We start from the raw sequence: 26,361 nt of genomic DNA on the forward strand, positions 1-26,361 counted from the left end.
CCTTGACCTCACCTGTCGCCCTTGACGCCACCACCTCCCACGGTCTTTGAGCGATAGCTCGCCTGCGCCGCTCGGGCGCTGAAGGACACCTCATGGCTCAATCCGTCGGACGGTGGACGATCCTCGTCTGCCTGTCGCGCGTCTTCCTCTATGCGAGCTTCATGACCGGCGCCGCCTCGATCCCTGTGCTGCAGAGCGCATGGGGAATCTCCGCGACCCGCGCCGGTGCCGTCGTCTCCGCTTTCACGCTCTCCTATTCCGTCTCGCTCTTCCTCTTCGCCTGGGCGTCCGATTATTTCGGCGCCAAGCGCATGGTGCAGGTCTCAGCGATCGCGACCGGCATCACCTCGCTCGCCTTCGGCCTCTTTGCCCGCGACTGGTCGAGCGCGATCGTCCTCTACGGCCTCACCGGGCTCGCCCAGGGCGGCATCTACACGCCGCTCGTCATGGTGTTTTCGGAGATGGCGACGGACCGCCGCCGCGGCACCGCGATGGGCTGGCTCATCGGGTCGACATCCGTCGGTTATGCCTTCTCACTCGCTCTGACGGGGGCTGCGCTGTCGCTCGGCGGCTGGCAGGTCGCCTTCATCGTCTGCGGCGCGACGCCGGCGATCGGCGCCGTCCTCATTCTCCTGCTTCTCCGAGAAACGTCGAACACCATCCACAAACGGCCGAAGGGTGAAGGCCTCTTCGACGCCATCTGGCGGGCGCGCGACACCAGGCTCTTGACCGCCGGCTACGTCTTCCATTGCTGGGAGCTTCTCGGCGGCTGGGCGTGGATGCCGGCCCTTCTCGCCGCCGCCTTCGCACTCTCCGGCCACGGCATCGGGCTCGCCAGCGGACAGAGCGCCATCCTGATCGCGGCGATGCATCTCCTCGCCTCCGGCGCCACCTTTTCCATGGGCGGGCTGTCGGACCGTCTCGGCCGCAAGAGCGTGCTCGTCGGCATCGCTGCCCTGTCGACCGCGCTCTCCTTTTCCATCGGCTGGCTCGTCGCCGCGCCGCTCGCAATCCTGATCACGCTCGCCATGATGCAGGCGGTGACGTCCATCGCCGATTCCCCGGTGCTGACCGTCGCGCTGACGGAGACGACGACGCCCGGCGTTCTCGGAAAGGTGCTGGCCGTTCGCTCGCTCCTCGGCTTCGGCGCGGGCGCCGTTGCGCCGATGGCCGCCGGCAGCGTGCTCGATCTGGCGCGCAGCCAGGCGCTCTCCCTGCCGACCTCCTGGGGCCTCACCTTCTCGCTTCTCGGCCTCGGAGGCCTCCTGGCCACATGGAGCGCGGTGCGGCTCAGGCTGCGCGGCTGAAGACATCACCGGCGGGCCAACTCGCCATGTCTCCCCTCGTCAACGATTGCATTCAATGCTCGTCGAGCGCCCAGGACATTTCGCGCCAGTTGAAGGAAATTGAGCCCCGCTGCATGATCGACCGCGACGACAGCCCTGAGCGGTGGGGTTCCCATGGATTTGCACTACTGGATCATCTTCGCCGCTACGGTCCTGGGCGTCTCCCTGGTTCCCGGGCCGAGCACACTTATCGCGTTTGCCCACGGGGCGGCGCATGGGTGGCTACGCTCCATATCGACGGCTTTCGGCAACGCCCTGGCGTCGACGCTTCAAGCGACCGCCGCCTCCGTCGGGCTCGGACTTCTGATTACGAGCTCGGGCAGCCTCCTCCTCGCTCTCAAATACGCGGGAGCGGCCTATCTCATCTATGTCGGCGTTCAGATCTGGCGCACCGCATCCCGCCGGCTTCAGGTTCACGCCGACGTTGATCGGTGCAAAACGGCACGTCGGAAACTCTTCATGAGCGGCTTTACCGTGGCCATCAGCAATCCCAAGGCGATCGCCTTCTTCACAGCCTTGTTTCCTCAGTTTCTTTCGCTTGAGGGGAACAGCTTCGCGCAGCTTGGCGGAATGGTCGCGGTTGTTGCGTTCATCGCGTTTTCCGTTGCACTGTTTTACGGCTGCGTTGGAGCATGGGTGCGGGGCCTCGAACTCTCCAGGAAGGTGATGAGCCGCATTCGCAAGACGACCGGCGGCCTGTTTGTGGCGAGTGGCGTTGGCCTCGCCCTCTCCAGGAACAGCTAGGTCGCAGACTGACAAAGTAAGAAGTTGCTTGGGTTTGCGCCCTCTTCGATACGCCGACGCCAGCTTCACGAATCGAGATAGCCGAAGCCCGGCTCCGCCGCCTCGAAGGAAATATCCATGGCGTAGAAGGGCGAAAGCCAAAGCGGCACATGGCCGTACCAGAGCGACAGCTGGCCTTCCGCCTCCTCTTCGCCCGCCTTGGCGACGCTTGCGAGATAATAGGCGGAGGCGATGCCGCTGCGGTCGGCGCCGCTCATGCAATGGACGAGCGTCGGTCCGTCCAGCCCGGCGAGGAGCGACACGAGCCCCGAGGTCTCTTCACCCGACAGGACGCGCTTCGCCGAGAGCTTGTAATCGATGAGGCGAAGCCCGAGGCGCGCTGCAGCCGCCTTTTCCGCCTCGTACCACGGCGCGCCGGGATTGGCGCCGCGCAGGTTCACGACGGTCGTCAGCCCATAGCGCTGCTTCCAGTCGGCCAGCAGCTCCGGTGTGGGCTGCGCCGAGCGATAAAGGCTTCCGGCCTTCACCACGTGGAAATTGTCGTTGAGATAGGTGTAGCCCGCGTAACTGCCTGCGCCTCCCAAAAGGAGAACCGAAAGCCCAAGGCAGAAAACCCCCAGGCGCCGCCCCCAGACGCCCCTCAGGCGAAGTTTCGGCAATCTCATCATCCCGCCTTCGTCCCCCTGGCAACCGCAATGCAAGCAGTTCCGTTCGCAATCTTCCGCTTCATGCTGCCGTCCATCGATGTCGACGGCGGTCTTATGTCACTTGCCTGAAGCGGAGCTTACGGCGAACGAGGCGATAGGACGGATCGGCCTGCCCTCACGCCGCCTCGACCACTTCGCCTTTGCGCACCGTGTAGGAGGGCTTGTACATCGTCACGAGTTCTTCCGCCGCGGTCGGATGCACGGCCATGGTGCGGTCGAAATCGGATTTCGTCACGCCCATCTTGACGGAAACACCCAGAAGCTGCGCCATCTCGCCGGCATCCGGGCCGAGCACATGCGCGCCCAGGACCTTGTCGGTGTCGGCATCGACGACGAGCTTCATCAGCATGCGTTCGGAGCGGCACGACAGCGTGTTCTTCAGGGGCCTGAAGACCGACTTGTAAATCGCCAGATTGTCGATATCGCAGCGCGCCTGGTCTTCCGTCATGCCAACGGTGCCGAGCTCCGGCTGCGAGAAGACGGCCGTTGCCACGCTGCCGTAATCGGGTTTGGTCGGGCGCCCGCAGAAGACCGTATCGACGAAACACATCGCCTCGTGGATCGCGACCGGCGTCAATTGCATGCGGTCGGTCACATCACCGATCGCCCAGACATGATCGACATTGGTCTTCGAATACTCGTCGACGCAGATCGAGCCGCGCTTGTCCTGGCGGATACCGAGCTTTTCAAGTCCGAGCCCTTCGGTATTGGGCAGGCGGCCGACGGCGAGCATGATCTGCTCGGCGTCATAACAATCGCCCCCCAAAAAAGTCCCGCGCAGCCAGCCATCGCTCTTTTTCTCGATGCGGCCGAGCACGTCCTGGCAGCGGATATGGATGCCCTTGTTCTCGTATTCGGCGTGCAGGAGGCGCCGGAGATCCATGTCGAAACGCTGCAGGATCTCCTTGCCGCGATAGAGGATCGTCGTCTCCACGCCCATGGCGGCAAATATCCCGGCAAACTCCACCGCGATGTAGCCGCCGCCGGCGATCACCACCTTCTCCGGCAGCTTTTCAAGCTCAAAGGCCTCGTCGGAGGTGATGCAGAGCTCATGCCCGTGCAGCGCGCGGTGCGGATTGGGCCTGCCGCCCGTTGCGATCAAGATCCGTTCAGCCGAGACGGTGGTGCCGGTGCGTTTCAGCGCGATCTCATGACCGCCGGCGAGAACCGCGCGGTCGTTGATGAGTTCGACGCCCGATTTCTCGAGATTGCTGCGATAGACGCCTTCAAGACGAGCGATTTCGCGGTCCTTGTTGGCGATCAGCGTCGGCCAGTCGAAGCGCGCATTCTCGTAAGACCAGCCGTAACCGACGGCGTCTTCGAAGGCCTCGCCGAATTGCGAGGCGTAGACCAGGAACTTTTTCGGGATGCAGCCCCGGATGACACAGGTGCCGCCGACACGGCTTTCCTCGGCAACAGCGACCCGGGCGCCAGCTTCGGACGCCCGGCGGGCCGCACGGACCCCGCCTGAACCGGCCCCGATCACGAAAAGGTCGTAGTCGTAGCGCCGCTCAGTCATCGCAGATCCCGTTTGTCGTCCTGGTCGCTCGGCGAGCGCCCCCGCCGCATCCGCTCACGCGTGCCAGCGCACGCGTGTCGGTTCATGCGTCTCCGCTCACTGCGGATTCGTCTCGCCCTGCAGGCTCTTCGCTTCGTTCTTGGAGATTTCCTGCAGTTTCTGCGTCGAACGGCGCAGCATCTCGTCGCCGATCTCCTTGGCCCAGGCCTGACTCACCGAAACCTGCGCGCTCAAAAGGCCGACGAGCGTCCCGGTGAATTTCTGACCCGTATCCGTCTCAAAGAAGGTGAGAAGATCGTTGAGTTCGCCTTCGCTGAAATTGATCGCCCAGATCCGCGCCAGCCGCTTTTCAAGCTCCGCGCGGCGGTCGACCATGTCGAGGGCCACCTGGTCGACGATCTCGATGATGCCGAGCTGCATCTGCGGATTGGACCGGATGAGCGTCATCTTCGCCTGGTCTGCGACTTCCGGAAGGATCTCATCGAAGCTGCGCGACAGATCGGAGGCCGACAGGACCTTGCGGGCGAGCTCCATCTGCGCATCCGAAGGTTCGGCCGGCGCGCCGGTCGCCGGGGCCGGGTTCGCGTCCTGGGCTGCAGCGGGATAAACCGGGACCACCGCCCCGAGCAGCAGCAGGCAAAGCGCGGAAAGCCGAAACATGAAGAACTCCTGATGTGTGACGGCGCGTTGGATGCCGTCGATAACGGAAAAGCCGGGCGACGTCACGCCCGCATCAAGCGCGGGTGAGCCTCTTCACACCCTCGGGCGTGGCAATCAGCGCCGTCTCGGCCAGGTTGAGAAAGAGCCCGTGCTCCACGACGCCGGGGATCTCCGACAGGCCGCGCGCGAGCGCCTCTGGATCAGGAATGAGGCCAAAAGATGCATCGATGATGACATGGCCTTCGTCGGTTGCAAAAAGCTCTCCGCCGCGTGTGCGCCAGGCGAGTTCCGCATTGAGGCCAAGCCTCGAAATCAGCTCTTCGATGGCCCGTTCGCTCGCCTTCTTGCCGAAGCGCACGACCTCGATCGGCAGAGGAAAAGCCCCGAGATGTTCGACGTGCTTGCCGGCATCGGCGATGACGAGCATGCGCGCAGAAGCCGCCGCCACGATCTTCTCGCGCAACAGCGCCCCGCCGCCGCCCTTGATCAGGGCAAGCTCCGGGCCGATCTCGTCGGCGCCGTCGACGGTGAGATCGAGCCGGTCGATCTCGTCGAGAGAGGTGAGCGCGATCCCCTCGTCCTGCGCCAGTCTGGCTGTCGCCTCCGATGTCGGGACGCCGACGACATTCATGCCGGCGCGAACCTTCTCGCCCAGAAGCTTCACGAACCAGCTCGCCGTCGACCCGGTGCCGAGGCCGAGCTTCATGCCGTCCTCGACAAACTCCAGAGCCGCCTCGGCCGCCTGGCGTTTCAGATCATCCGTCATCCTTGCCCCCGCCTGCCTTGATCCCGCGAAACACATCCGGTTGCGCGCACTATCATCATACGCTTTCGTGCAACCCGTTTGCGACAGAGCGGGACGGATGACAACCCGACGCATCAATAGATCCGCTCCGGGATCGAGGACGTCACAGCAGCGCAAGCCTCGACGCCCCCACGACACAATCAAGGCACGGGGCGCGCAAACCTCCGGCTTGCGCCCGCCTCGCGCCTCGGCTAGCCCGGCGCCATGTCCCTCATCGTCTTCGATCTCGACGGCACGCTCGTCGACACCGCGCCCGATCTTCTCGCCACGCTCGACCATGTGCTCGGCGATCGCGGGCTGCCGCCGGCGCCGCGCGAGCGCATCATGCCGTGCATTTCCCGCGGCGCGCGCGCCATGATCGAAGAGGGTCTGAAGCTCTCCGGGCGCAAGGTGGCGCCGAAAGAGCTCGACCGATTGCTGGAGGTTTTTCTCGCCCATTACGAGGAACATATCTGCGTCGAAAGCCGGCCCTTTCCGGGACTTGTGAGCGCGCTCGATACGCTCGATGCGCAAGGCTGGAGTTTCGCCGTCTGCACCAACAAGCGCGTCGGCATGTCGAAGCTGCTTCTCGATCAGCTCGGGCTTCTGAATCGATTTCAGGCCGTGCTCGGCGCCGATTCGGTCGCCAAGCGCAAACCCGATCCGGCACATCTTCTTGAAACCATCGAAGCTGCGGGCGGAGAGCCCGACGCTGCCTTGATGGTCGGCGATTCGGCTGCCGATATCGCCGCGGCACGTGCGGCTTTCGTCCCGGTCATCGGTGTGCCTTTCGGCTACACGACGAAACCGATGGCCGAGCTTCGTCCCGACGTCATCATCGACAGCTATTCGCAGCTCACACCCGCGCTCGCCGCAAGGCTTCTTGAAACGCGCGGTGGATCGGCAGCCGTGGAATGAGCGCGCCGGCTTGACCGCGGCGCGGCTCCGTGCCAAATCGCTGCTGCGAGTCGGGCGCGTAGCTCAGCGGGAGAGCACTGCCTTCACACGGCAGGGGTCACAGGTTCAATCCCTGTCGCGCCCACCATCTTTCCGGCTCATGACCTTTTCCCAGGATCTTCTTTCCCAGGCTCTTCTTTCCCAGGCTCCTCGGGCACGATCTCACCGAGGTCCCATTCCTGCGGAAAGTATGGCGCCTAAACGAAGAACCGACGTCTCTCTCTAGACGCGTCGCAAGTGCCGCCTAGTTTCGGCGCGCATGTGGTCTTGGATCCAGCACTATTCCGGCGCTTTCTCAGCCATTACGAGCCTGCTCATGCTGCTCGTCTGGTTCGTTTACCTGCAGCTCCTGCTCGTCGCCTACAGGCGCCGCTGGCGCTCGACCATCCTCATCAATCGCGGCGGGGGCCTTGGCACGGAAGCGCGGTGCCTGATCAGCAATATGAGCTCGGAGGCGATCTACCTGACGAGCCTCATCGCTTTCGTCACCACCGACGACGGGACCTACCGGCAGGAGCTGACGGATCTCCGCGATCTCGGCGACGGGCTCGACGCCGATCCGCGCTCGCGCATGAAGCAGGGGCCGCTGAAAGCCGGCGAATATCTCGATATCGGCACGTTCCACGACCTGATCTTGACGATCGGCGACAATGAGGGCCACGGGTCGAACGAGGACTGGCTCGCGTCCGTCCAATCTCTCGAGCTGACCGCCGTGATCGTCTACGGTGCCGACGATCTCCTCGCAGGGGCACGCCGAACCTTCGAGATCCGGCACAAGGACGGAGATATCCAGATCTGCCCGACGACCAGCGATTCCGAGCAGATCCGCTCGCGCCGGGAGCGGCGCAAGATCGGAAAACTGCTGCAAGATTCCCTTTAATCGTAGAAGACCACCGTCTTTCGTCCGGAGATGATGACGCGGTCGTCGAGCACATAGTGCAGCGCGCGCGCGAGCACCCGACGTTCGATGTCGCGGCCTTTGGCAATGAGATCGGCCGGCGTGTGGCGATGCGAGATGCGCTCCACGTCCTGCTCGATGATCGGCCCCTCGTCGAGGTCGGGCGTGACGAAATGCGCCGTCGCCCCGATCAGCTTCACACCGCGCTCATGCGCCTGATGATAAGGTTTAGCACCCTTGAAGCCCGGCAGGAACGAATGATGGATGTTGATGCAGCGCCCGGCGAGCTTCGTCGACAGCTCGTCTGACAGCACCTGCATGTAGCGGGCGAGAACGACGAACTCCGTCTCCGTCTCTTCGATGAGATCCCAGAGCTTCGCCTCCTGTTCGGGCTTCGTCGCGGCCGTCACCGGCAGATGATGAAACGGCACCTCATCGAGCTCCGGCAGCTGCAACGCCTCGCGCGGATGGTTGGAGACGATGGCGGTGATCTGCATCGGCAATTCGCCGATCCGCCAGCGGTAGAGAAGATCGGCGAGGCAATGATCGAATTTCGAGACGAGGAGCATGACCTTCGGCTTCACGCTGCGGTCGCGCAGCGTCAGCTCCATTTCGAAGCGCTCGCCGATCTCCGCGAGCTTCTCGCGAAAAACTTCAATGTCGGCCCCTTCCAGCACCGGATTGAAGAGAACCCGCATGAAGAAGTGACCGGTTTCAGCGTCATCGAATTGCTGCGCCTCCAGGATGTTGTAGCCACTGGAGACGAGCGAGGTGGCGACGGCTGCGACGATGCCCGGACGATTGGGGCAGGAGAAGGTGAGAATGAAATCGGCCATGACCTGTCCGTTGGCTCAGCTGAGGTTGCTTTAGCAATCAAATGCGGCAGCGCAAGACGCGCTGTCGGCGGCACGATGGGAGGACTTGCCGACGACGCCCGGGGCCGGGCGTGGCAGGCGAGCCACATACGGTTGCAAAAGCGTCACGGCGCCGCACCGCGGGCCGCCCGGTGCTTGCCTTTTGAGAGCGATTCGACACAGAGGTTAAAGTGACACATCAACTCGCCAGCCTTTCCGGGGACGGTAATGAGAAAGTTTGGATTACTTGCGACTGCGGTCGCTGTGGCGCTTGTTAGCGCCGTTTCTTTTGCTCCCAACGCCTCGGCGCAGCCGACGGCAAGATTTTTTGATCCCGTTTCCAAGCAATGGCTGAGCTTCGGCCCGGGCTCCCGACTCCATGGCAAGTCGCCGGTGCAGCGTGAGGTCGTGGATTACGCCGGCCCCTACGGCCCGAACACGATCATCGTGGATACCGGCGAGCGCCGCCTCTACTACGTCATGGAAGACGGCAAGGCGCTGAAATACGGCGTTGGCGTCGGCCGCGAGGGTTTCCAGTGGGCTGGCACGCACCGCGTAACGCGCAAGGCGGAGTGGCCGGGCTGGACGCCGCCGCCGGCGATGCGCAAGCGTCAGCCGGGCCTGCCGGCGCATATGGAGGGCGGCCCCAACAATCCGCTCGGTGCCCGCGCGCTCTATATCGGCAACACCTACTACCGCATCCACGGTTCGAACGAGCCGTGGACGATCGGCACGGCGGTCTCCTCGGGCTGCATTCGCATGACCAACGACGACGTCACAGACCTCTACGAACGGGTCAATGTCGGCACGAAGGTGGTCGTGCGCCGCTAAAGCGATTCGACGACACGATTTATCGACGGCCGGCGCTTGCGCCGGCCGTTTTCGTTCAAGCTCCATGGGCCGGCGCCTGCGCCGGCCGTTGTCGTTTCAAGCTCCATGGGCCGGCGCCTGCGCCGGCCATTGTCGTTTCAAGCTCTGAGAGAAATCCCACCTGCCCTTTCAGCGGCGGGAGAGACCGTTTTCGGCCAGCTCTTCCAGATAGCCCGCCCACAGGGAGCCGAAGTCCTGTCCGAGCCGGTAGAGATAGGACCAGGTGAAGATCCCGCTGTTGTGCAGATCGTCGAAATGCAGACGGACGGCGTAATTGCCGATCGGTTCGACTTCGATCACCATCACATCGGCCTTTCCCGAGACGAGCTTGCGCTCGGACGGCGAATGCCCCTGCACCTCGGCGGAGGGTGAAAAGACCCGCAGATACTCCGCCGGCAGCTCGAAGGTCTCGCCGCTCTCAAAACTGACGGCCAGCATGTGCCGGTCCTTCTTCAGACGGATTTCGGTCGGCCAGGGTTCCGCCATCATGTCTCCTTCAAGGGGCTGCGGCGCCGCGCTGCCATTTGACGCGGACGGCGGCGCCATTACATTCTTCTCCTATAAGGGCGGGAAACGGCTTGCCAGCACCATTTGCCGATCACAGGCGAAGGGGAGGCAGGCAAACGGAACAATGAGGCGTCAGTGAATTCCATCGTGCAGAAATCCGACATCGCGGCCGTCACGCCGATCGACACGGCGTCGGAGACAGCGCCGATGATCGACCCGTTCGGGCGGTCGATCTCCTATCTGCGCGTCTCAGTGACCGACCGCTGCGATTTCCGCTGCGTCTATTGCATGGCCGAGGACATGACCTTCCTGCCCAAGCGGGATCTTCTGTCGCTCGAGGAATTGGTGCGCCTGTGCACCGCCTTTATCGACAAAGGCGTGCGCAAGCTGCGCCTCACCGGCGGGGAGCCTCTCGTGCGCCGCAACATCATGTGGCTGATCGAGGCGCTCGGGCGCCATCTCACGACCGGGCGGCTCGAGGAGCTGACCCTGACGACGAACGGTTCACAGCTCGAACGTTACGCGCACGATCTCGCAGCACTCGGCGTGCGCCGGATCAACGTCTCCCTCGACACGCTCGATCACGACAAGTTCAAGGCCATCACACGCTGGGGCGATCTCGGCCGCGTGATGGCGGGCCTCAAGGCGGCGCAGGACGCAGGACTTCAGGTGAAGCTCAACGTCGTCGCGTTGAAAGACGTGAACGAACACGAAATCCCGGAGATGATCCGCTTTGCCCATGGTCAGGGCATGGATCTGACGCTGATCGAGACGATGCCGCTCGGCGAGATCGAAGGCGACCGCACCGAGCAATATCTGCCGCTTTCCACCGTTCGCGCGCGACTTTCAGAGCGCTTCACGATGACGGATATCCCCTACAAGACCGGCGGTCCGGCGCGGTACGTCGAGGTCGAAGAGACCGGCGGCAGGCTCGGCTTCATCACCCCACTCACGCATAATTTCTGCGAAAGCTGCAATCGCGTGCGGGTGACGTGCACGGGCACGCTCTTCATGTGTCTCGGGCAGGAAGATGCGGCCGATCTGCGGGCCCCATTGCGCGCCTCTGAAGGCAATGCGCTCCTCGCGCAGGCCATCGACGAGGCGATCACCCGCAAGCCGAAGGGGCACGATTTCGTCATCGATCGCCATCACCGACGTCCGGCGGTTGCACGGCATATGAGCATGACGGGCGGCTGAGCCCTGGTCGCGGCTTAAGAAGCCGCCTAAGCATAAGCTTCGATCAACCCGCCAGAAGCCCGTTTCCCCATGCCGCCTGTGCCTGCCCTGCCGAGCGAAAACCAGCGCGGCATTCTCCTGATGCTCGCAGCGATGGTGACGTTCATCGTCAACGATACGCTGGTGAAGGTTGCGAGCGCCGATCTGCCGACCGGCGAGATCATCTTTCTGCGCGGTCTGATCGTGTCGCCGATCGTCATCGTGCTCGCGGTGCGCCGCGGCGCCTTCGCCAATCGCAGTCTGCTTTTCCATAAGACGCTCATCTGGCGCACCCTGGGCGAGGTGGTGGCAGCGGGGCTCTACCTCTCTGCCCTGTTCCGCCTGCCGCTCGCCAACGCTTCGGCGATCCTGCAGGTCGTGCCGCTCGCCACCACGGCGGGTGCTGCACTCTTTCTCGGCGAGACCGTCGGACGGAGGCGCTGGACCGCGATCACGGTCGGCTTCAGCGGGGCGCTCCTCGTCATCCAGCCAGGTCTCGACGGCTTCAACATCTGGTCGCTCGTCGCGCTCCTCAGCGTCTTCGCGGTCGTTCTGCGCGATCTCGCCTCCAAGCAATTGCCGAAAGGCCTGCCGACGCTCGCCGTCACGACGGCCGCCGCAATCTCCGTCGGTCTCTTCGGTGGCTTTCTCATGCTCTTCGAAGAGCCCGTGATGCCCGATGCGGCCGTGCTCGCCACCATCTTCGCGTCCGGACTGTGCACGGTCGCGGGCTACACCCTGATCATCGCCGCGATGCGCACGGGAGACATCTCCGTCGTCGCGCCATTTCGCTATTCCTTCATGATCTGGGCCGTGCTTGCGCAGGTGCTCGTCTTCGGCGAGTGGCCGGGGCCGCTCCTTTTCATCGGCACCGGCATCTTGATTGCGACCGGCATCTACACCTTCTACCGGGAACGCCAGGTGGGAGCCTCGGAGGCCCGCAAAGCGCTGACGGCACCGCCGGCACGCTGATCGCGCCCCTTCTGCCGGGCGCGGTTGGATGCTATCGGGTCATCCACCCCTCCCCTCGCCTCCGCCGAGATCCAATGCCGTCTTCAATATCCGATGCCCCCGCCCTGTCACCTGAGGGGCGGCGGCCAAGTCTCTTGAGCCTCGTCGTCATTTCGACGCTCAGCCCGTTCGCGATCAACGTCATCGTGCCGTCGATGCCGGCGCTGGAGAAGGACTTCCACGCGAGCTTTGCCACCGTGCAGCTCGTCCTGTCCCTGTTTCTTGCCTCCGTTGCGATTTCGCAGATCGTGATCGGGCCGCTGTCGGACCGTTTCGGGCGCCGGCCCGTTCTTCTCTGCGGGCTCAGCATCTTCACCGCCACCAGCGCCCTGGCGAGTTTTGCGAACGACATTGAAAGCCTGCTTGCACTGCGCGTCCTGCAGGCGGCCGGCGGCTGCACCGGCATCGTTCTGGCGCGCGCCATCGTGCGCGACCTCTACGATCGGCGCAAAGCCGCAAGCGTCATCGGCTATGTCACGATGGGGCTCGCCATGGCGCCGATGGTGGCACCGCTCTTCGGTGGTCTTCTGCAACAGAATTTCGGCTGGCGGGCGCAGTTCGTCATGCTGACGGTGTTCGGAGCCTTGGTCCTGGCCCTTGCCTGGCGCGACGTCAGCGAGACGCATCACGCGCGCACCGAGCGGATCGCCTTTGCCACCTTGTTTCGGGATTTCGGCTACCTTCTCAAGGAACCGGCCTTCCTCGTCTACACCGCCGTATCGAGCCTTGCGACCTCGGTCTTCTTCGCCTTTCTGGGCGGCGGCGCCTATGTGGCCGGCACGATCCTCGGGCTGTCTCCGATCGCCTATGGCAGTTGGTTTGCGGTCCTGTCGATCGGCTATGCTTTCGGCAATTTTCTCTCCGGCCGCTTCGCCGAAAAGGTCGGCGTCCGGCGGATGACGCTCGCCGGGTCCAGCCTTCTCCTCATCGCCCAGCTCGTGCTTCTCGCTCTCATCGCGAGCGGCCATCTGAGTGCGCCGGCCCTCTTCCTGCCGATGTGCGTGGGTGGCATTTCCAACGGCCTCGTTCTGCCGAGCACGATCGCCGGCGCCATCAGCGTGCGCCCGGAAATCGCCGGCACGGCAGCCGGGCTTCAGGGCGCAACGCAGATCGGCTCGGGCGCGATCTCTTCGGCGATCGCAGGAGCAGTGCTCGCCGGCGGCATGTCGGCCCTGCCCCTCTCAGCCGTCATGCTGACAGGGGCCGTCGCGGCATTCGCCTTCTCCGTGATCCTGTTTCGGATCGTCCGCTAGCCTCTATTCCACCACCACCCTCGGCGCCTGGCGGACTCCCGCGGCTTTTTCCACGTTGAGACGCTTCACGACGGCATCGGCAATGTGGCGATAGATGCGCGCATGCTCCGATTGCGGTTCGGAGGCAACGATCGGCCGGCCTGAATCGGAGGTTTCGCGGATATCCATGTGGAGCGGCACAGCGCCGAGGAAGGGAACGCCGATGCGTTCCGCCTCGTGTTCCGCTCCGCCATGCCCGAAAATGTCGGAGCGCTCGCCGCAATGCGGGCACAGGAAATAGCTCATGTTCTCCACGATGCCGAGGACCGGCACGTTCACCTTGTTGAACATGTTGAGGCCCTTGCGGGCATCGATGAGGGCGAGATCCTGCGGCGTCGAGACGATGACGGCACCGGCGAGCGGCACCTGCTGAGCCATGGTGAGCTGCGCGTCGCCGGTTCCGGGAGGCATATCGACGACGAGCACGTCGAGCTCGCCCCAGGCAACCTCGCGCAGCATCTGGGTCAAGGCGGACATGACCATCGGTCCGCGCCAGATCATCGGGGTCTCTTCCTCCACGAGGAAGCCCATCGACATGACCTTGAGCCCGTAGCCTTCCATCGGCTTCAGGACGCGCTCCGACACCGATTCCGGCCGTCCCTTGATGCCCATCAAACGCGGCAACGACGGCCCGTAGATGTCGGCGTCGAGGATGCCGACTTCGAGCCCGTTCGCCTTGAGCCCGAGGGCGAGATTGACGGCGGTCGTGGATTTGCCGACGCCACCCTTGCCGGACGCGACAGCGATGATCGCCTTGACGCCAGGAACCCCCGCTTTTTGAGGCTGCTGCGGCGCCTGGCCCGGCGCGCGCTGCGGGGCGGATGGTTGCGGGGCGGGTTGCGGCCGTGGCGGAGCGCTGCGGGGGGCCGTATTCTGCGGCATCGCATTCTGGGACATGCCCTGCCCAGGCCGTCTCTCGGCGGTCAGGGCCACCATGGCACGCTCTACCCCCGGGAGATCCGAGAGCACCTTTTCGGCCGCCTGCCGCAGAGGTTCCAGATGCGATGCGGCCTCCGCCGGCACCGTGATCGACACGATCACCTTGCCGTTCGAGATGACGGGATCGGAAACGAGTTTCTGAGTGACGATATCACTTTCGAGGTCGGGGCCTTTGACACGGCGGAGCGCATCGAAGACGACATCTTTCGTAATCGTGGGAGTGGTCTCGGGCATTGCCATCCTTCAACCGCGTCAGCGGTGGTGCTTTTGAGCCGGCGGTTTCGTCCGGCGGGCATGCCGTTGACATATTGCCCCCTCGCCCGAAGTTCAAATGCCACACGCTGCGATCGGCTGAGGAAGACGCCGGATGGCGGCTTCACCTGCCGGGCCACGACAGGTATATAGGTTGAGAGGAAACGAACCGATGGCCGAAAGCCCGTTGCCGAGACGACGCTCCTTCATCACCGGGATACCGGCGCGGAAAAGTCCGCAGCCGAAGCGTTTCTGCGGGGTTTCGTGAGCGAGACGACAGACCAGGATCGTCCTGCCCCGCGCCCCATCACGGGGGTTATTCTTGCTGGCGGCCTGTCCCGCCGGATGGGCAACGACAAGCCGCTCGTGGAGATTGCCGGCCGACCGCTGCTCTCTTACGTGGTGAATGGTCTGCGCCCGCAGGTCGACGCACTCGTCATCAACGCCAATGGCGACGCGTCGCGCTTCAGTGAATTTCTTCTCCCTGTCGTTCCCGACGGCATCGACGGCAATCCGGGGCCTCTCGCCGGTATTCTCGCCGGGATGCGCTGGAGCCAGGTCTTCTGTCCGCAGGCGCGTTTCATGGCGAGCGCAGCCGTCGACACGCCCTTCTTTCCCGGTGATCTCGTCACGCGGCTGTCCGAAGGCTGCGGCCACGACGAAACGACGATCGCCGTCGCAGCCTCGTTCAACGGCGTGCATCCCGTCTTCGGATTGTGGCCGATCGCCCTTGCCGACGATCTCGAGGAATGGCTGAAGAAGGCGAAATCGAGCAAGGTTCTCGACTTCGCGGACCATTACGTGCGTCTCAACGTGCCCTTCGACCATCTGGAAGCCGACGGCCGCCAGATCGATCCGTTCTTCAACGTCAACACGCCGGAAGACGCGGCCGAGGCACGGGCGATGCTCGAAGCGCTCAATCGAACTCAGGCCGCCGAATAGCCCGCCCGCGGATGGCGCCCCCGGTCTTCGGCATCACCGGCTGGAAGAATTCCGGCAAGACGACGCTCGTCGCCCGCCTCGTCAGCGAGTTCTCGGAGCGCGGCCTGATCGTCTCCACGGTCAAGCACGCCCACCACGCCTTCGACATCGATCATCCCGGAACCGATTCGTTCCGACATCGCGAGGCGGGCGCACGCGAGGTGCTCCTCGTGTCCGATCACCGTTGGGCGCTGATGCATGAGCTCGGCGAAGAGGCGGAGCCCCCCGTCGAGGAGATGCTGTCGCGCCTGTCGCCCTGCGATCTCATCCTCATCGAAGGCTACAAGAAGGCGTCTCACCCGAAGCTCGAAGTGCGCCGCCGCGACGGACGGCCCGGCCAGGCGCTCAGCGACAGCGATCCCTCGATCCTCGCAATCGCCGCCGATTACCCGGTGGCGAACGCGGAGCTTCCGGTCTTCGATCTCGACGAAATTGCAAAAATTGCCGATTTCATCGCCGGGCATCTGTCGCTCGATGCCGCCAAATGAGGCAGTCTGCGCCTTTCGCGCCTCTGCCGGCTATGCCAGGAGGCGCAGAATCGGCCAAACCTGCATTGCCTGTGATCAAGTCTCCTTGCCGCAGGCACGGCGCTTGCTAAAGAGTTGCACAGGCTCAAAGTTTGGGCCGATTATAGGTCCAGCGGCCTTCCCCGGCCGCATCCAACAAGAAATTCGGGAGACAGCATGAGCTTGTTCAAAAAACTGGCGGCTGCAACGGTCCTCGCGGTCTTCGCCACCGGCGCGGCGCAGGCCCAGGAAACCTTGCGCATCGGCACGGAGGGCGCCTACCCCCCGTTCAGCGAAATCACGGCTGACGGTAAGCTCGTCGGCTTCGATATCGACATCGCCAATGCGCTCTGCGACGAGATGAAGGTGAAGTGCGAGTTCATCGCGCAGGATTGGGACGGCATCATTCCCGCCCTTCTCGCCGGCAAGTACGACGCCATCGTCGCCTCCATGTCGATCACGGAGGAGCGCAAGGAGAAGGTCGACTTCACCGACAAATATTACGACACGCCGCAGGCGATCGTCGTGCCGAAGGATTCCGACATCACGGAAGCGACCGCCGAATCGATGGCGGACAGAAGCGTCGGTGCCCAGAGCTCCACGACGCACGCGCAATATGCGGAACAGATCTTCCCGGATTCCGACATCCGCCTCTATCCCTCGGCCGACGAATACAAGCTCGATCTGTCGAGCGGACGTCTCGATGCAGCCCTCGACGATGTGATCGTTCTGTCGGAGTGGGTCGACAGCGAAGACGGCTCCTGCTGCAAGATCCTGACGACGCTGCCGGGCGATCCGAAGATCTACGGGCCGGGCATCGGCATCGCGGTGCGCAAGGGCGAAGACGACCTGCGCGAGAAGCTCAACGCCGCCATCAAGGCGATCCGCGAGAACGGCACCTACAAGAAAATCAACGACAAGTACTTCGACTTCGACGTCTATGGCGGATAAGTCGGGGTGTATGATGCATCGGATGGGGCTTTTGAGCCCCATCCTTCTGCCGCGCCAGGGATGACGGGCTGATGGAGTTTTTGGACCTCCTGTCGTTTGGAGGCGGCGGCTGGGGCGATGATCTTGCGGCCGGGCTTGCGGTCACGGTCGCGTTGGCGCTGACGACGCTGCCGATCGGGCTCGTGCTCGGATTTCTGCTGGCGCTCGCCAAGGACAGCGACGATCCCGGTCTCATCCGGGCGGCGACGATTTTCACGACGATCTTCCGCGGGCTGCCGGAGCTTCTGACGCTGTTCATCATCTATTACGGCGGACAGATCGCACTGCAGAAGCTCTTCCGGCTTCTCTTCGACACCTATGTCGAGTTTTCGTCTTTCACGGCGGGCGTGATCGCCCTGTCGCTCGTCTTCGCATCCTTCGCGAGCGAGGTCTTTCTCTCCGCCTTTCGCGGCATTCAGAAGGGTCAGTATGAGGGGGCGTATGCGCTCGGCCTGAGGCCGACGACGACGATGCGTCTCGTCATCCTGCCACAGCTCATCCGGCTCGCTTTGCCGGGGCTTTCGAACCTCTGGCTGATCTTGTTGAAGGATACGAGCCTCGTCTCCGTCATCGCCCTCAACGATCTTCTGCGCAACACCAACGTCGCCGTTGGCGTGACCAAACAACCGTTCTTCTTCTATTTCGTCGCCTGCATGATCTATCTGGTGCTTTCCATCATTTCGTCTTTCGGCATCAACGGCATCGACCGCTGGGCACGGCGCGGCGAGGCAACGAAATGACGATGAGCGAGACGAGCGCCGATCAGGTCTATGTCTCCGACCGGATTCTTCCGGCGGAGCCTCCGCCCGCTTCCGTCCGGCATTGGAGCAAGGCACGTATCGCCGGCATTGTTCTGATGACGGTTTGGGCCGCGATCGCCCTCGCGCTGATCGTCTTCTTCATCAGCGCCTGGAATCCGGCACTCCTGATGCGCTACGGGCCAAAGCTCCTCGACGGCCTCCTCGTCACGGTGGAACTCGTCGTTCTGTCGGTCGCGATCGGTGCGGTTCTGGCCGGCATCGTCGCGGCGGGCCGGCTCTCGAAGAACCGGTGGACGCGCGGTCTCGCCTTTGCCTATGTGTATTTCTTTCGGGGCACGCCGCTCCTGGCCCAGACCTTCCTCGTCTATTATGGCGCCGGGCAATTCCGGGAGGTTTTCGACGCCGCCGGGATGTGGTGGTTCTTTCGCGACGCGTTCAATTGCGCCGCCCTCACCTTCACGCTCAACACGGCTGCCTACCAGGCCGAGATCTATGCTGGCGCCATTCGCGGCGTCTCGCTTGGACAATGGGAAGGAGCCCGCGCGCTCGGGCTCTCGCCTGTCGTCATCTTCTTCAAGGTGGTCGCCCCGCAGGCGCTGATCACGGCTCTGCGGCCACTCGGCAACGAGATCATCTTCATGATCAAGGGCTCCGCGATCGCTTCCGTCATCACCGTCTATGATCTCCTGGGCGAGACGCGGCTTGCCTTTTCCCGCTCCTTCGATTTCCAGGTCTATCTCTGGGCCGCGGGGCTCTATTTGGTCGTCGTGGAAGCGCTCCGGCGCGTCTGGGATGCGGCCGAACGACGGCTGACGCGGCATCTCAAGCCGGCACAGGACAGCTCCGGGCAGCAGGTGGTGGCAGAACAGATCGGCGCGTAAGCCGCCAAAGCCTCAGACGAAAAGCTCGGTCTTTTCGAACTTCGTCACATCGATCAGGCCCTTGTCGGAGATCCTGAGTTCCGGGATGACGACGAGTGCGAGCAGCGAATGCTGCATGAAGGCGTTGTTGAGACGGCAGCCGCAGCTTTGCATGGCGGCGCCCATCCGTGCGGCCTTGGCGGCAACAGCTTCCGCGCGCTCCTCCGAAAGCAGACCCGCGATCCTCAGCTCGACCAGCGCCAGTTCCTCGCCTTCGGAGATCACCACGACGCCGCCGCCGACTTCGCCCAGGCGGTTCGCCGCCATCGCCATATCGGCCCGGTCGGTGCCGACGACGATCATCTGGTGGCTGTCATGGGCGACGGTGGAGGCGATGGCGCAGCGCCGGTTGTAGCCAAAGCCCGAGACGAAAGCGTTCTGGACGGCCCCGGTGCCGCGATGGCGCTCCACCAGGGCAAGGTGGGCGACATCGTTGGTCATATCGGCTTCCACCAACCCATCGACGACGCTCAGCTCACGCTGAAGAGCCTTCGTCGGCGCCTGGTTCTCGATGACGCCGACGACGCGAACACCGACACGGTCCTTTCCCTTTGGCGCGGGCACGGCGAAATCGTCCGCCGTCAGCTCGCGGCCCAGGCGGACGGTGTTCTTCGCCTCTTCCGGATACCCGTAGAGCGGGATGTCGGCGACGAGCGCCCCCTTCTCGGCGAGCAGCCGGCCGCGGCCATAGACGGCATCGATTTTGAGCGATGGCAGGTCCGACACGAGAAGGAGATCGGCGCGGCGCCCCGGCGCGATGGAGCCGAGCTCGCGTTCCAGGCCGAAATGCTCTGCCGTGTTGAGCGTCGCCATCTGGATTGCCGTGACCGGCTTCAGCCCCTGGGCGATGGCGTGCCGCACGACGCGGTTCATATGCCCATCATGCACGAGCGTTCCGGAATGGCAGTCATCCGTGCACAGAACGAAGAAGCGCGGATCAAGTCCCTTTTCGGTGACCGCCTTGATCTGAGCCGCGACATCGTACCAGGCGGAGCCGAGGCGCAGCATGGCGCGCATGCCCTGGCGCACGCGCGCAATCGCATCCTCCATGCGGGTGCCTTCATGGTCGTCGGCGGGGCCGCCGGCCGCATAGGCATGAAAATCCACTCCGAGATCGGGGGACGCATAATGGCCGCCGACGGTCTTGCCGGCCGACACCGACGCAATGATCTCGCCCAGCATCCGCTCGTTACCCGCAGCGACGCCGGGAAAGTTCATCACCTCGCCAAGGCCGATGATGCCCGGCCAGGACATCGCCTCGGCGACCTCCTCCGGCCCGAGCTCGGCGCCTGCCGTCTCAAGGCCGGGCGCAGAAGGCACGCAGCTCGGCACTTCGACAAAAACGTTGATCGGCGCCGTCAGAGCTTCGTCATGCATGAGACGAACCCCGTCGAGACCGAGCACGTTGGCGATCTCATGGGGATCGACGAACATCGACGTCGTGCCGTGGGGAACGACAGCACGTACGAATTCCGTCACCGTCACCATGCCGCTTTCGACATGCATGTGAGCATCGCACAGGCCCGGCACGAGATAGCGCCCCCTGGCCTCCACCACTTCGGTCTCCTCGCCGATCGTGTGGGAGGCATCCGGCCCGCAATAGGCGAAGCGCCCCGCAGTGATGGCGAGATCGGTGTTTTCGACGATCTCGCCGGAATGCACGTTCACCCAGCGGCCACCGCGGATGACGAGATCGGCCGGCGTGCGCCCGGCGGCCACATCGACGAGGCGCGGCGCCACCTTCGGCCAGGACGGGAAAGGATCAGTCATTGTCACCTCCAAACGGCCGCATGGCGCCGACAGCCGGCGAAAGCCCGACCAAACACCCGGTCAAAGACTTGGGATACGCCGCTCACCAGGGCATGTTGGAAAAGCTCTGCCCCTGACAAGGCCTTTTTGATTGTCTAGAACCATGAGCAATCGCCGCGCAAAGCAAAAGGGAACGGAACATGGCGAAAGTTGCATTCATCGGCCTCGGCGTGATGGGATACCCGATGGCCGGGCATCTCGCCCATCGAGGCCATAAGGTTACCGTCTACAACCGCACGCAGGACAAAGCGGAGAAGTGGGTCGCCGAGCACGGTGGCCGGCATGCTCCGACGCCCGAGCATGCCGCCGAGGGCGCGGAATTCGTTTTCTGCTGTGTCGGCAACGACGAGGATCTCAGATCCGTTACGCTCGGCCGCGGCGGCGCTTTCAAGGGAATTGCGCCCGGGGCGATCTTCATCGACAACACGACGGCGAGTGCGGAAATCGCCCGAGAGCTGGCGCATGAAGCGCATGCACACCGCTTCTGCTTCCTGGACGCTCCGGTTTCCGGCGGCCAGGCCGGCGCCGAAAAAGGTCAGCTGACAGTGATGGTCGGCGGCGAGCCCAAAGTCTTCGAGAAGGCTCGGCCGGTCATCGAATGCTACGCCAAGATGGTCGGACTGATGGGGCCGGTCGGCTCGGGTCAGCTCACCAAGATGGTCAACCAGATCTGCATCGCCGGCCTCGTCCAGGGGCTCTCCGAAGGCATCAATTTCGCGCAGAAGGCGGGCCTCGACGTGGAGAAGGTGATCGACGTCATCTCCAAGGGCGCGGCACAGAGCTGGCAGATGGAGAACCGCTGGAAGACGATGACCGAGGATCATTACGATCACGGTTTCGCGGTGGATTGGATGCGCAAAGACCTCGCCATCTGCCTCGATGAGGCGAAAACCAACGGCGCGCTTCTGCCGGTGACGGCGCTCGTCGATCAGTTTTACGGCGAGGTGCAGGCGATGGGCGGCAAGCGCTGGGATACGTCGAGCCTGATGAAAAGGCTGCAGAAATTCGATTGATCACCAGTGGGGGCGATACGACGCCCCCTACCCCTTCGTCTTCTGCGGCGGGTCGAGCTGCATGAAGTTGAGCGGCAGGGCCGTCGTGTCCTTGATCCTCTCCATCGCAAAGGCGGAGGAGACGTCGGTGATGTCGATCTTGGAGACGAGGCGCTTGTAGAAGGCGTCATAGGCGGCAATGTCGGGCACGACCACCTTGATGAGATAATCGACCTGCCCGCTCATGCGGTAAAATTCCACCACTTCCGGCATGTCCGAGATGATCTTGGCAAAGCGGAGGAGCCAGTCCTCGTTGTGCTGATTGGTGGTCACGAAGACGAAGACGGTGACATGCGCATTGACTGATTTCGGGTCGAGGACCGCCACCCGCTTCCTGATGACGCCGTCTTCTTCCATCTTCTGGATGCGCCGCCAGGCCGGCGTCGTCGACAGGCCGACACGCCGAGCGATCTCGGCGACGGGAAGCGTCACATCCTCCTGCAGGACAGTCAGGATCATGCGGTCAATGCGGTCCATTCAGGCCTCGGGCAGATTTTTGCGTGGTTAGACCATTGTTGGCGCATACGAGGCAAGCGCTGCGTCAACCTCCCGTCGGCGGCAGAAGAAGCTCGCGCACACGCGCCCGCAAAAACGGCAAAACCTCTCTTTGAAAGAACGGATGCCGCTTCAGCCAGGCGTTGTTGCGCCAGGAGGGGTGCGGCAGCGGCAGGACGGGCGGCGGACCCGACTGCGCGACAACCTCCCGCCAGTCAGTGACGGTCTCCGTCAGCGTGCGGCGGCGGAGCGGGCCGAGATGCCAGGCAATGGCGTACTGGCCGATCGCGAGCACGAGTTCCAGCTGCGGCATCGAAGCGAAGACTTCTTCGCGCCAGGAGGGCGCACATTCGCGCCGCGGCGGCAGGTCGCCGCCCTTTTCGTCCTGACCCGGAAAGCAGAAGCCCATCGGCACGATGGCGATCTTCGAGACGTCGTAGAATTCGTCGCGCGTGACGCCGAGCCAGTCGCGCAGGCGCTCGCCGGAGGGATCGTTGAACGGCGTCGTCGTGGCATGCGCGAGCGTGCCCGCCGCCTGGCTCGCAATGCACAAGCGCGCCGTGGAGGAAATCCTCAAAATCGGATTCGGCTCGTGCGGCAAGGGCGACGCAAACGGCCGCTCCACACAGATGCGGCAGAAGCGGATGCGCGCGGCGAGCGCCTCCGCCGTTTCAGGCACCTCTTCGGAAGACGTTTCAGCCACGCGATCAGGTAGAAGCGCTCGGGCGGGCCTTGAGACGCGCATGCCAATCGCGCACAGCGGCAAAATCTTCCGGAATGTCCACCTTCGCAGGCTTCATGAAGTCGAAAGTGACAAGCGCAGTGATATCGGCAACGGAAAAGCTGTCACCCGCGATAAACTCGCGCGTCTGCATCTCGCGGTCGAGGAAAGTGAAAAGCTCCGGCAGCCGCTCGCGGCAGGCCGCCGCCCATTCTGGCACCTGGCTCTCGAGTTCCGCCATCGCGGGATGCGAATGGCGGAAGATCGCGGCCACGAGCGCATAGAGATCGAGCTCGATGCGGCGGTTCCACATTTCCACCTGAGCCTGCTGCAAAGCGCTCTTTCCGAAAAGAGCCGGCTCGGGATGCAGCGCCTCGAAATAGCGGCAGATCGCCATCGTTTCCGAAAGTGCGGTGCCATCGTCGAGGACAAGAACCGGCAGGCGACGCATCGGGTTGAGGCGAAGAAAATCGAGCGAATAATGCTCCTTCTTGCCAATATCGACGGGTTCGAGTGGTACCTCGACGCCCTTCTCAGCAAGGAAAATCCGCACCCGGCGTGGGTTTGGAGCACGTCCGCCATCGAGTAACTTCACTCTCACCTCCGCTTCGGCCCGTTTGCCCGGACCCCGGCCTTACGGCCTCTTAACCATCTTCGCTCGCCCGATCTTAACCGCGCTCCACTACGAAAAAAGCGGGTCAGAGAGTTGGGGATGAACCCATGGTGGATGTGGCACAGGCGACGATATTGCAGACTTCGCCCGACGAGTCCCGTGCCGCACGCCGCAATATGATCACCCGTGCGCTGGTGCGCAACGTTGCGACCGACAGCGGACCGAGCGAGGCGCTTTTCCACTTCGAACAGGAGATGGCGGATCAGTACGCCAGGAACCGCATCTCATTCGCGCCGATCGTGCTTGCGCTCATCCTCGTCCTTGCCGTTATGATGGGTTTCATCGGCGATCCGTTGTGGGCTGCCACATGGGGCGCGGGCGTGCTCGTCCTGCATCTCGCAGCGACCGTCGTCTGCCGCCGCTATGCAGCGCTAGCGCCCAATCAGCGCTCGCTGGTCGACTGGAAGAACCGTTTCGTGGTGGTTGAGGGGCTCTACGGCCTCGCCTGGGCGGCATTTCCTTTCCTGTTTCCGATGACGGGCACTGCCGATACCTTGATCGGCATCGACGTGGTGCGCTTTGCGACCGTCATCGTCTTCATGTCTTTGAGCGCGTTGGTCGCGGCGCCCCTGCCCGCCGCCGCCGTCGCCAGCACGCTGCCGATCGCCATCGGCCTCGGTGCGGCGCATATGGTGTCGCCGAGCCTCATCGACATGATGGTGGCCTTCTGCGCGCTCGGTGCGGAGGCGATGCTTCTCTACCTCACCGGCCAGCTCAACGAGCAGTACGCGCAGAGCCTGGTGCTGCGCGCGGAAAAAGACGCCGTCCTCGCCGAGCTCGAACAGGGCAAGGCCGTCTCCGACGAGGCCAGGCGGCGGGCCGAAGCGGCCAATATGGCAAAATCGCAGTTTCTTGCGACGATGAGCCATGAGCTCAGGACGCCGCTCAACGCCATCCTCGGCTTCTCCGAAGTGATGCGCAACGAGATGCTCGGCCCGATCGAGAACGATGCCTACAAGGACTATCTCAACGACATCTACAATTCCGGCCAGCATCTCTTGAAGCTGATCAACGAGATCCTAGACCTCTCCCGCATCGAGGCGGGCAAGCGGGAATTGCGCGAAGAGCTCCTTTCTCTCGTCAGCATCGCACAGGATGCCAAGGGGCTGCTCGACCTCAAGGCGCGGCAGAAGAACATCAAGGTGGCGGAAGCGTTCGAGGAGCATATGCCAAAGATCGTCGTCGACGAGCAGGCGATCCGGCAAGTGACGCTCAACCTTCTTGCCAATGCGCTCAAATTCACCCCGGCCGGCGGCGAGGTGGCCCTCAAGGTCGGCCGCACCGAGGGCGGCGGCCAGTATATCTCGGTGCGCGACAACGGTCCGGGCATTCCCGCAGACGAACTGCCGATCGTGCTCTCAGCCTTCGGCCAGAGCTCGATCTCCATCAAGAACGCCGAACAGGGGACCGGCCTCGGCATCCCGATCGTGCAGGCGCTCATTCATCTCCACGGGGGCCAGTTCATCCTGCGCAGCAAGCTGGGCGTCGGCACCGAAGCGATCGCCATCCTGCCGGCCAAGCGGGTCGTCTCGGCCTTCACCGACGACAACCGCACCTGGGCCTTGATGCGGGCGCGCAAACCAGCTCAGCTGCGCAAGGCGAGCTGAACGGCGCGCGCATGCATCGCCGTCGGCAGACGGGGCGCTCCCGGCGCAAGGCGGCGATGCATTCTCCCAAATCTCAGACGGACGACGCTCAGCCGCCGACGCGATCGACGTTGACACCCTCACCCGCCACGCCGGCCTCGTCGAAGGTCGCCATGTTGGAATGGGTAAAGGCGGCAGCACGGACGATGGCAGCAGCAATCGCCGCACCTGTCCCCTCGCCGAGGCGCATACCGAGATCCAATACTGGTGCGCCACCCATCGCTTCCACGGCCTGGCGATGCGCCTTCTCCGCCGAGCAATGTGCGAAGATGCAGTGATCCGTGGCGCCCGGCGCCATTTTGTGGACAACCGCGACCGCGGCACTGGTGACGAAGCCGTCGACCACCACCGGGATACGCTGCATGCGCGCCGCCAGGACGGCGCCCACCATGGCGGCGAGTTCGCGCCCGCCGACGCGCTTCAGGATAACGAGCGGATCCGTCTCGCCCTTCACCCTTTCGCACGCGAGCCGAACCGCCTCGATCTTCGCTTCCAGAACCGCGCCCGTGGAGCCGGAACCGTAGCCCACCCATTCCGCGGGTTCGCCGCCGAAGAGCGCGCAGAACAGCGCGGAAGCGACCGTGGTGTTGCCGACGCCCATCTCTCCGAGGCAGAGAAGATCGATGCCCTCGATCGCCTCCATGCCGTAGGCGATGGTTGCCGCGCAGTCGCGCTCGCTCAGCGCATCCTTCTCCGCGATATCGCCCGTCGGCAGTTCCAGCGCGAGCTCGAAGACCTTGAGGCCGACATTGAAGGAGGTGCAGAGCTGGTTGATCGAGGCGCCGCCGGCGCGGAAATTCGCCACCATCTGCTGCGTGACATCAGCCGGATACGGCGCGACGCCGCGTGCCGCGACCCCGTGATTGCCGGCGAAAACGGCAACCATCGGGCGCTCGATGAGGGGCCTTTCCTGCCCCTGCCAGCCGGCGAGCCAGATCGCGATCTGCTCCAGACGGCCAAGGCTTCCAGGAGGCTTCGTCAGACGCCCCTGGCGGGCGCGGGCCGCGGCAAGAGCCTCGGCATCCGGAGCCGGAAGGCTCTTCACGAGGTCACGAAAATCATCGAACGGCGCGGCGCGCGTGCCGGCATCACTTATGGACAATGGGATTCTCACTTCTCTTGGGGGCCACAGGGGGGAAAAGCTCCCACACAACAGCCGCTTAAAGGGAGGATTGGCGGAGCGCAATGCGTCAGCCCGCCCCGTTTAAACCTTGCAGCCGACAGCCTAATGGTAGCGCTGTTTCATTGCGCA

At 63.8% G+C, this 26,361-nt stretch carries 27 protein-coding genes and 1 tRNA gene; 16 read left to right on the forward strand and 12 right to left on the reverse strand.

The features are described 5' to 3' along the window. Positions 1–92: 92 nt before the first annotated feature. Both ACK8CP_RS09345 and ACK8CP_RS09350 read left to right on the forward strand, forming a co-directional pair. Entirely contained in the window at positions 93–1,307 is a 1,215-nt protein-coding gene (locus ACK8CP_RS09345) for an MFS transporter (RefSeq protein ID WP_414834113.1), read from the forward strand. A gap of 153 nt (positions 1,308–1,460) precedes the next feature. Further along, on the forward strand, positions 1,461–2,090 hold the full coding sequence (locus ACK8CP_RS09350; RefSeq protein WP_414834114.1) for a LysE family translocator: 630 nt from the start codon (positions 1,461–1,463) through the stop codon (positions 2,088–2,090). Positions 2,091–2,155: 65 nt separating this feature from the next. On the opposite strand, the gene ACK8CP_RS09355 is transcribed toward ACK8CP_RS09350, so the two are convergent. From ACK8CP_RS09355 to rpiA, 4 genes are all read right to left on the reverse strand, one after another. Continuing rightward, a complete protein-coding gene (locus ACK8CP_RS09355) occupies positions 2,156–2,749 on the reverse strand; it encodes a tyrosine-protein phosphatase (RefSeq protein WP_414834115.1) in 594 nt (197 codons plus the stop codon). 163 nt (positions 2,750–2,912) lie between these two features. Continuing rightward, positions 2,913–4,316 (reverse strand): glutathione-disulfide reductase, encoded by a 1,404-nt coding sequence (gene gor / locus ACK8CP_RS09360; RefSeq protein ID WP_414834116.1) that lies wholly within the window; start codon positions 4,314–4,316, stop codon positions 2,913–2,915. Positions 4,317–4,412: 96 nt separating this feature from the next. After that, positions 4,413–4,976 carry a DUF2059 domain-containing protein gene (locus tag ACK8CP_RS09365; protein WP_234630703.1) on the reverse strand — a complete coding sequence of 188 codons (564 nt, stop codon included), beginning with the start codon at positions 4,974–4,976 and terminating at the stop codon, positions 4,413–4,415. Between the two features lie 73 nt (positions 4,977–5,049). Continuing rightward, on the reverse strand, positions 5,050–5,742 hold the full coding sequence (gene rpiA / locus ACK8CP_RS09370; protein ID WP_414834117.1) for a ribose-5-phosphate isomerase RpiA: 693 nt from the start codon (positions 5,740–5,742) through the stop codon (positions 5,050–5,052). A gap of 243 nt (positions 5,743–5,985) precedes the next feature. Here rpiA and gph point away from each other — a divergent pair, with 243 nt between their 5' ends. From gph to ACK8CP_RS09385, 3 genes are all read left to right on the forward strand, one after another. Then, on the forward strand, positions 5,986–6,678 hold the full coding sequence (gph, locus tag ACK8CP_RS09375) for a phosphoglycolate phosphatase (protein WP_414834118.1): 693 nt from the start codon (positions 5,986–5,988) through the stop codon (positions 6,676–6,678). A 52-nt stretch (positions 6,679–6,730) separates the two neighbouring features. Then, positions 6,731–6,805, forward strand: a tRNA-Val gene (locus ACK8CP_RS09380). Between the two features lie 171 nt (positions 6,806–6,976). After that, positions 6,977–7,597: a hypothetical protein gene (locus ACK8CP_RS09385; protein ID WP_414834119.1), complete on the forward strand. Its 621-nt coding sequence runs from the start codon at positions 6,977–6,979 to the stop codon at positions 7,595–7,597. Here ACK8CP_RS09385 and purU read toward each other — a convergent pair. Then, positions 7,594–8,451: a formyltetrahydrofolate deformylase gene (gene purU / locus ACK8CP_RS09390; RefSeq protein WP_414834120.1), complete on the reverse strand. Its 858-nt coding sequence runs from the start codon at positions 8,449–8,451 to the stop codon at positions 7,594–7,596. The genes ACK8CP_RS09385 and purU overlap by 4 nt on opposite strands. A gap of 246 nt (positions 8,452–8,697) precedes the next feature. Here purU and ACK8CP_RS09395 point away from each other — a divergent pair, with 246 nt between their 5' ends. Next, positions 8,698–9,300: a L,D-transpeptidase gene (locus tag ACK8CP_RS09395; protein ID WP_414834121.1), complete on the forward strand. Its 603-nt coding sequence runs from the start codon at positions 8,698–8,700 to the stop codon at positions 9,298–9,300. A gap of 168 nt (positions 9,301–9,468) precedes the next feature. Here ACK8CP_RS09395 and ACK8CP_RS09400 read toward each other — a convergent pair whose 3' ends face one another. Next, positions 9,469–9,825 (reverse strand): gamma-butyrobetaine hydroxylase-like domain-containing protein, encoded by a 357-nt coding sequence (locus ACK8CP_RS09400; RefSeq protein ID WP_128292861.1) that lies wholly within the window; start codon positions 9,823–9,825, stop codon positions 9,469–9,471. A 228-nt stretch (positions 9,826–10,053) separates the two neighbouring features. On the opposite strand from ACK8CP_RS09400, the gene moaA reads away from it, so the two are divergent. From moaA to ACK8CP_RS09415, 3 genes are all read left to right on the forward strand, one after another. Beyond that, positions 10,054–11,043, forward strand: coding sequence for a GTP 3',8-cyclase MoaA (gene moaA / locus ACK8CP_RS09405; RefSeq protein WP_414834226.1), 990 nt, complete (start codon positions 10,054–10,056; stop codon positions 11,041–11,043). Between the two features lie 69 nt (positions 11,044–11,112). Next, positions 11,113–12,033, forward strand: coding sequence for a DMT family transporter (locus ACK8CP_RS09410; protein ID WP_414834122.1), 921 nt, complete (start codon positions 11,113–11,115; stop codon positions 12,031–12,033). Positions 12,034–12,167: 134 nt separating this feature from the next. Next, entirely contained in the window at positions 12,168–13,325 is a 1,158-nt protein-coding gene (locus tag ACK8CP_RS09415) for a multidrug effflux MFS transporter (RefSeq protein ID WP_234630696.1), read from the forward strand. 3 nt (positions 13,326–13,328) lie between these two features. Here ACK8CP_RS09415 and apbC read toward each other — a convergent pair whose 3' ends face one another. Further along, the gene (apbC, locus tag ACK8CP_RS09420; RefSeq protein WP_414834123.1) at positions 13,329–14,537 is read right to left on the reverse strand and encodes an iron-sulfur cluster carrier protein ApbC; all 1,209 of its coding nucleotides are present in this window, start codon (positions 14,535–14,537) and stop codon (positions 13,329–13,331) included. Between the two features lie 282 nt (positions 14,538–14,819). On the opposite strand from apbC, the gene mobA reads away from it, so the two are divergent. The 5 genes from mobA to ACK8CP_RS09445 all read left to right on the forward strand — a co-directional run bounded on the left by mobA (position 14,820) and on the right by ACK8CP_RS09445 (position 18,674). Further along, entirely contained in the window at positions 14,820–15,497 is a 678-nt protein-coding gene (gene mobA, locus ACK8CP_RS09425; protein ID WP_414834124.1) for a molybdenum cofactor guanylyltransferase MobA, read from the forward strand. An 11-nt stretch (positions 15,498–15,508) separates the two neighbouring features. Beyond that, complete coding sequence (gene mobB, locus ACK8CP_RS09430; RefSeq protein WP_414834125.1) at positions 15,509–16,024, forward strand: molybdopterin-guanine dinucleotide biosynthesis protein B; 516 nt, start codon at positions 15,509–15,511, stop codon at positions 16,022–16,024. Positions 16,025–16,219: 195 nt separating this feature from the next. Beyond that, positions 16,220–16,993, forward strand: a complete 774-nt coding sequence (locus tag ACK8CP_RS09435; protein WP_414834126.1) for an ABC transporter substrate-binding protein — start codon at positions 16,220–16,222, stop codon at positions 16,991–16,993. 68 nt (positions 16,994–17,061) lie between these two features. Further along, on the forward strand, positions 17,062–17,772 hold the full coding sequence (locus tag ACK8CP_RS09440) for an ABC transporter permease (RefSeq protein ID WP_370642462.1): 711 nt from the start codon (positions 17,062–17,064) through the stop codon (positions 17,770–17,772). Positions 17,773–17,774: 2 nt separating this feature from the next. Further along, complete coding sequence (locus ACK8CP_RS09445; protein WP_414834127.1) at positions 17,775–18,674, forward strand: ABC transporter permease; 900 nt, start codon at positions 17,775–17,777, stop codon at positions 18,672–18,674. A 12-nt stretch (positions 18,675–18,686) separates the two neighbouring features. On the opposite strand, the gene ade is transcribed toward ACK8CP_RS09445, so the two are convergent. Continuing rightward, the gene (gene ade, locus ACK8CP_RS09450; protein WP_414834128.1) at positions 18,687–20,483 is read right to left on the reverse strand and encodes an adenine deaminase; all 1,797 of its coding nucleotides are present in this window, start codon (positions 20,481–20,483) and stop codon (positions 18,687–18,689) included. 179 nt (positions 20,484–20,662) lie between these two features. Between ade and ACK8CP_RS09455 the strand changes: the two genes are divergently transcribed. Further along, complete coding sequence (locus tag ACK8CP_RS09455; RefSeq protein WP_414834129.1) at positions 20,663–21,535, forward strand: NAD(P)-dependent oxidoreductase; 873 nt, start codon at positions 20,663–20,665, stop codon at positions 21,533–21,535. A 27-nt stretch (positions 21,536–21,562) separates the two neighbouring features. Here ACK8CP_RS09455 and ACK8CP_RS09460 read toward each other — a convergent pair whose 3' ends face one another. From ACK8CP_RS09460 to ACK8CP_RS09470, 3 genes are all read right to left on the reverse strand, one after another. Further along, the gene (locus ACK8CP_RS09460) at positions 21,563–22,051 is read right to left on the reverse strand and encodes an Lrp/AsnC family transcriptional regulator (protein WP_414834130.1); all 489 of its coding nucleotides are present in this window, start codon (positions 22,049–22,051) and stop codon (positions 21,563–21,565) included. A 64-nt stretch (positions 22,052–22,115) separates the two neighbouring features. Continuing rightward, complete coding sequence (locus tag ACK8CP_RS09465; RefSeq protein WP_414834131.1) at positions 22,116–22,772, reverse strand: uracil-DNA glycosylase family protein; 657 nt, start codon at positions 22,770–22,772, stop codon at positions 22,116–22,118. A 4-nt stretch (positions 22,773–22,776) separates the two neighbouring features. Continuing rightward, a complete protein-coding gene (locus ACK8CP_RS09470) occupies positions 22,777–23,385 on the reverse strand; it encodes a glutathione S-transferase family protein (protein WP_414834132.1) in 609 nt (202 codons plus the stop codon). Between the two features lie 125 nt (positions 23,386–23,510). Here ACK8CP_RS09470 and ACK8CP_RS09475 point away from each other — a divergent pair, with 125 nt between their 5' ends. Then, on the forward strand, positions 23,511–25,070 hold the full coding sequence (locus ACK8CP_RS09475; protein WP_414834133.1) for a sensor histidine kinase: 1,560 nt from the start codon (positions 23,511–23,513) through the stop codon (positions 25,068–25,070). Positions 25,071–25,158: 88 nt separating this feature from the next. Here ACK8CP_RS09475 and cobT read toward each other — a convergent pair whose 3' ends face one another. Next, positions 25,159–26,205 (reverse strand): nicotinate-nucleotide--dimethylbenzimidazole phosphoribosyltransferase, encoded by a 1,047-nt coding sequence (cobT, locus tag ACK8CP_RS09480; protein ID WP_414834227.1) that lies wholly within the window; start codon positions 26,203–26,205, stop codon positions 25,159–25,161. Positions 26,206–26,361: the final 156 nt, after the last annotated feature.

The sequence above is a fragment of the Afifella sp. YEN Y35 genome (genome assembly GCF_047553465.1).
Lineage (GTDB): Bacteria > Pseudomonadota > Alphaproteobacteria > Rhizobiales > Afifellaceae > Afifella > Afifella aestuarii.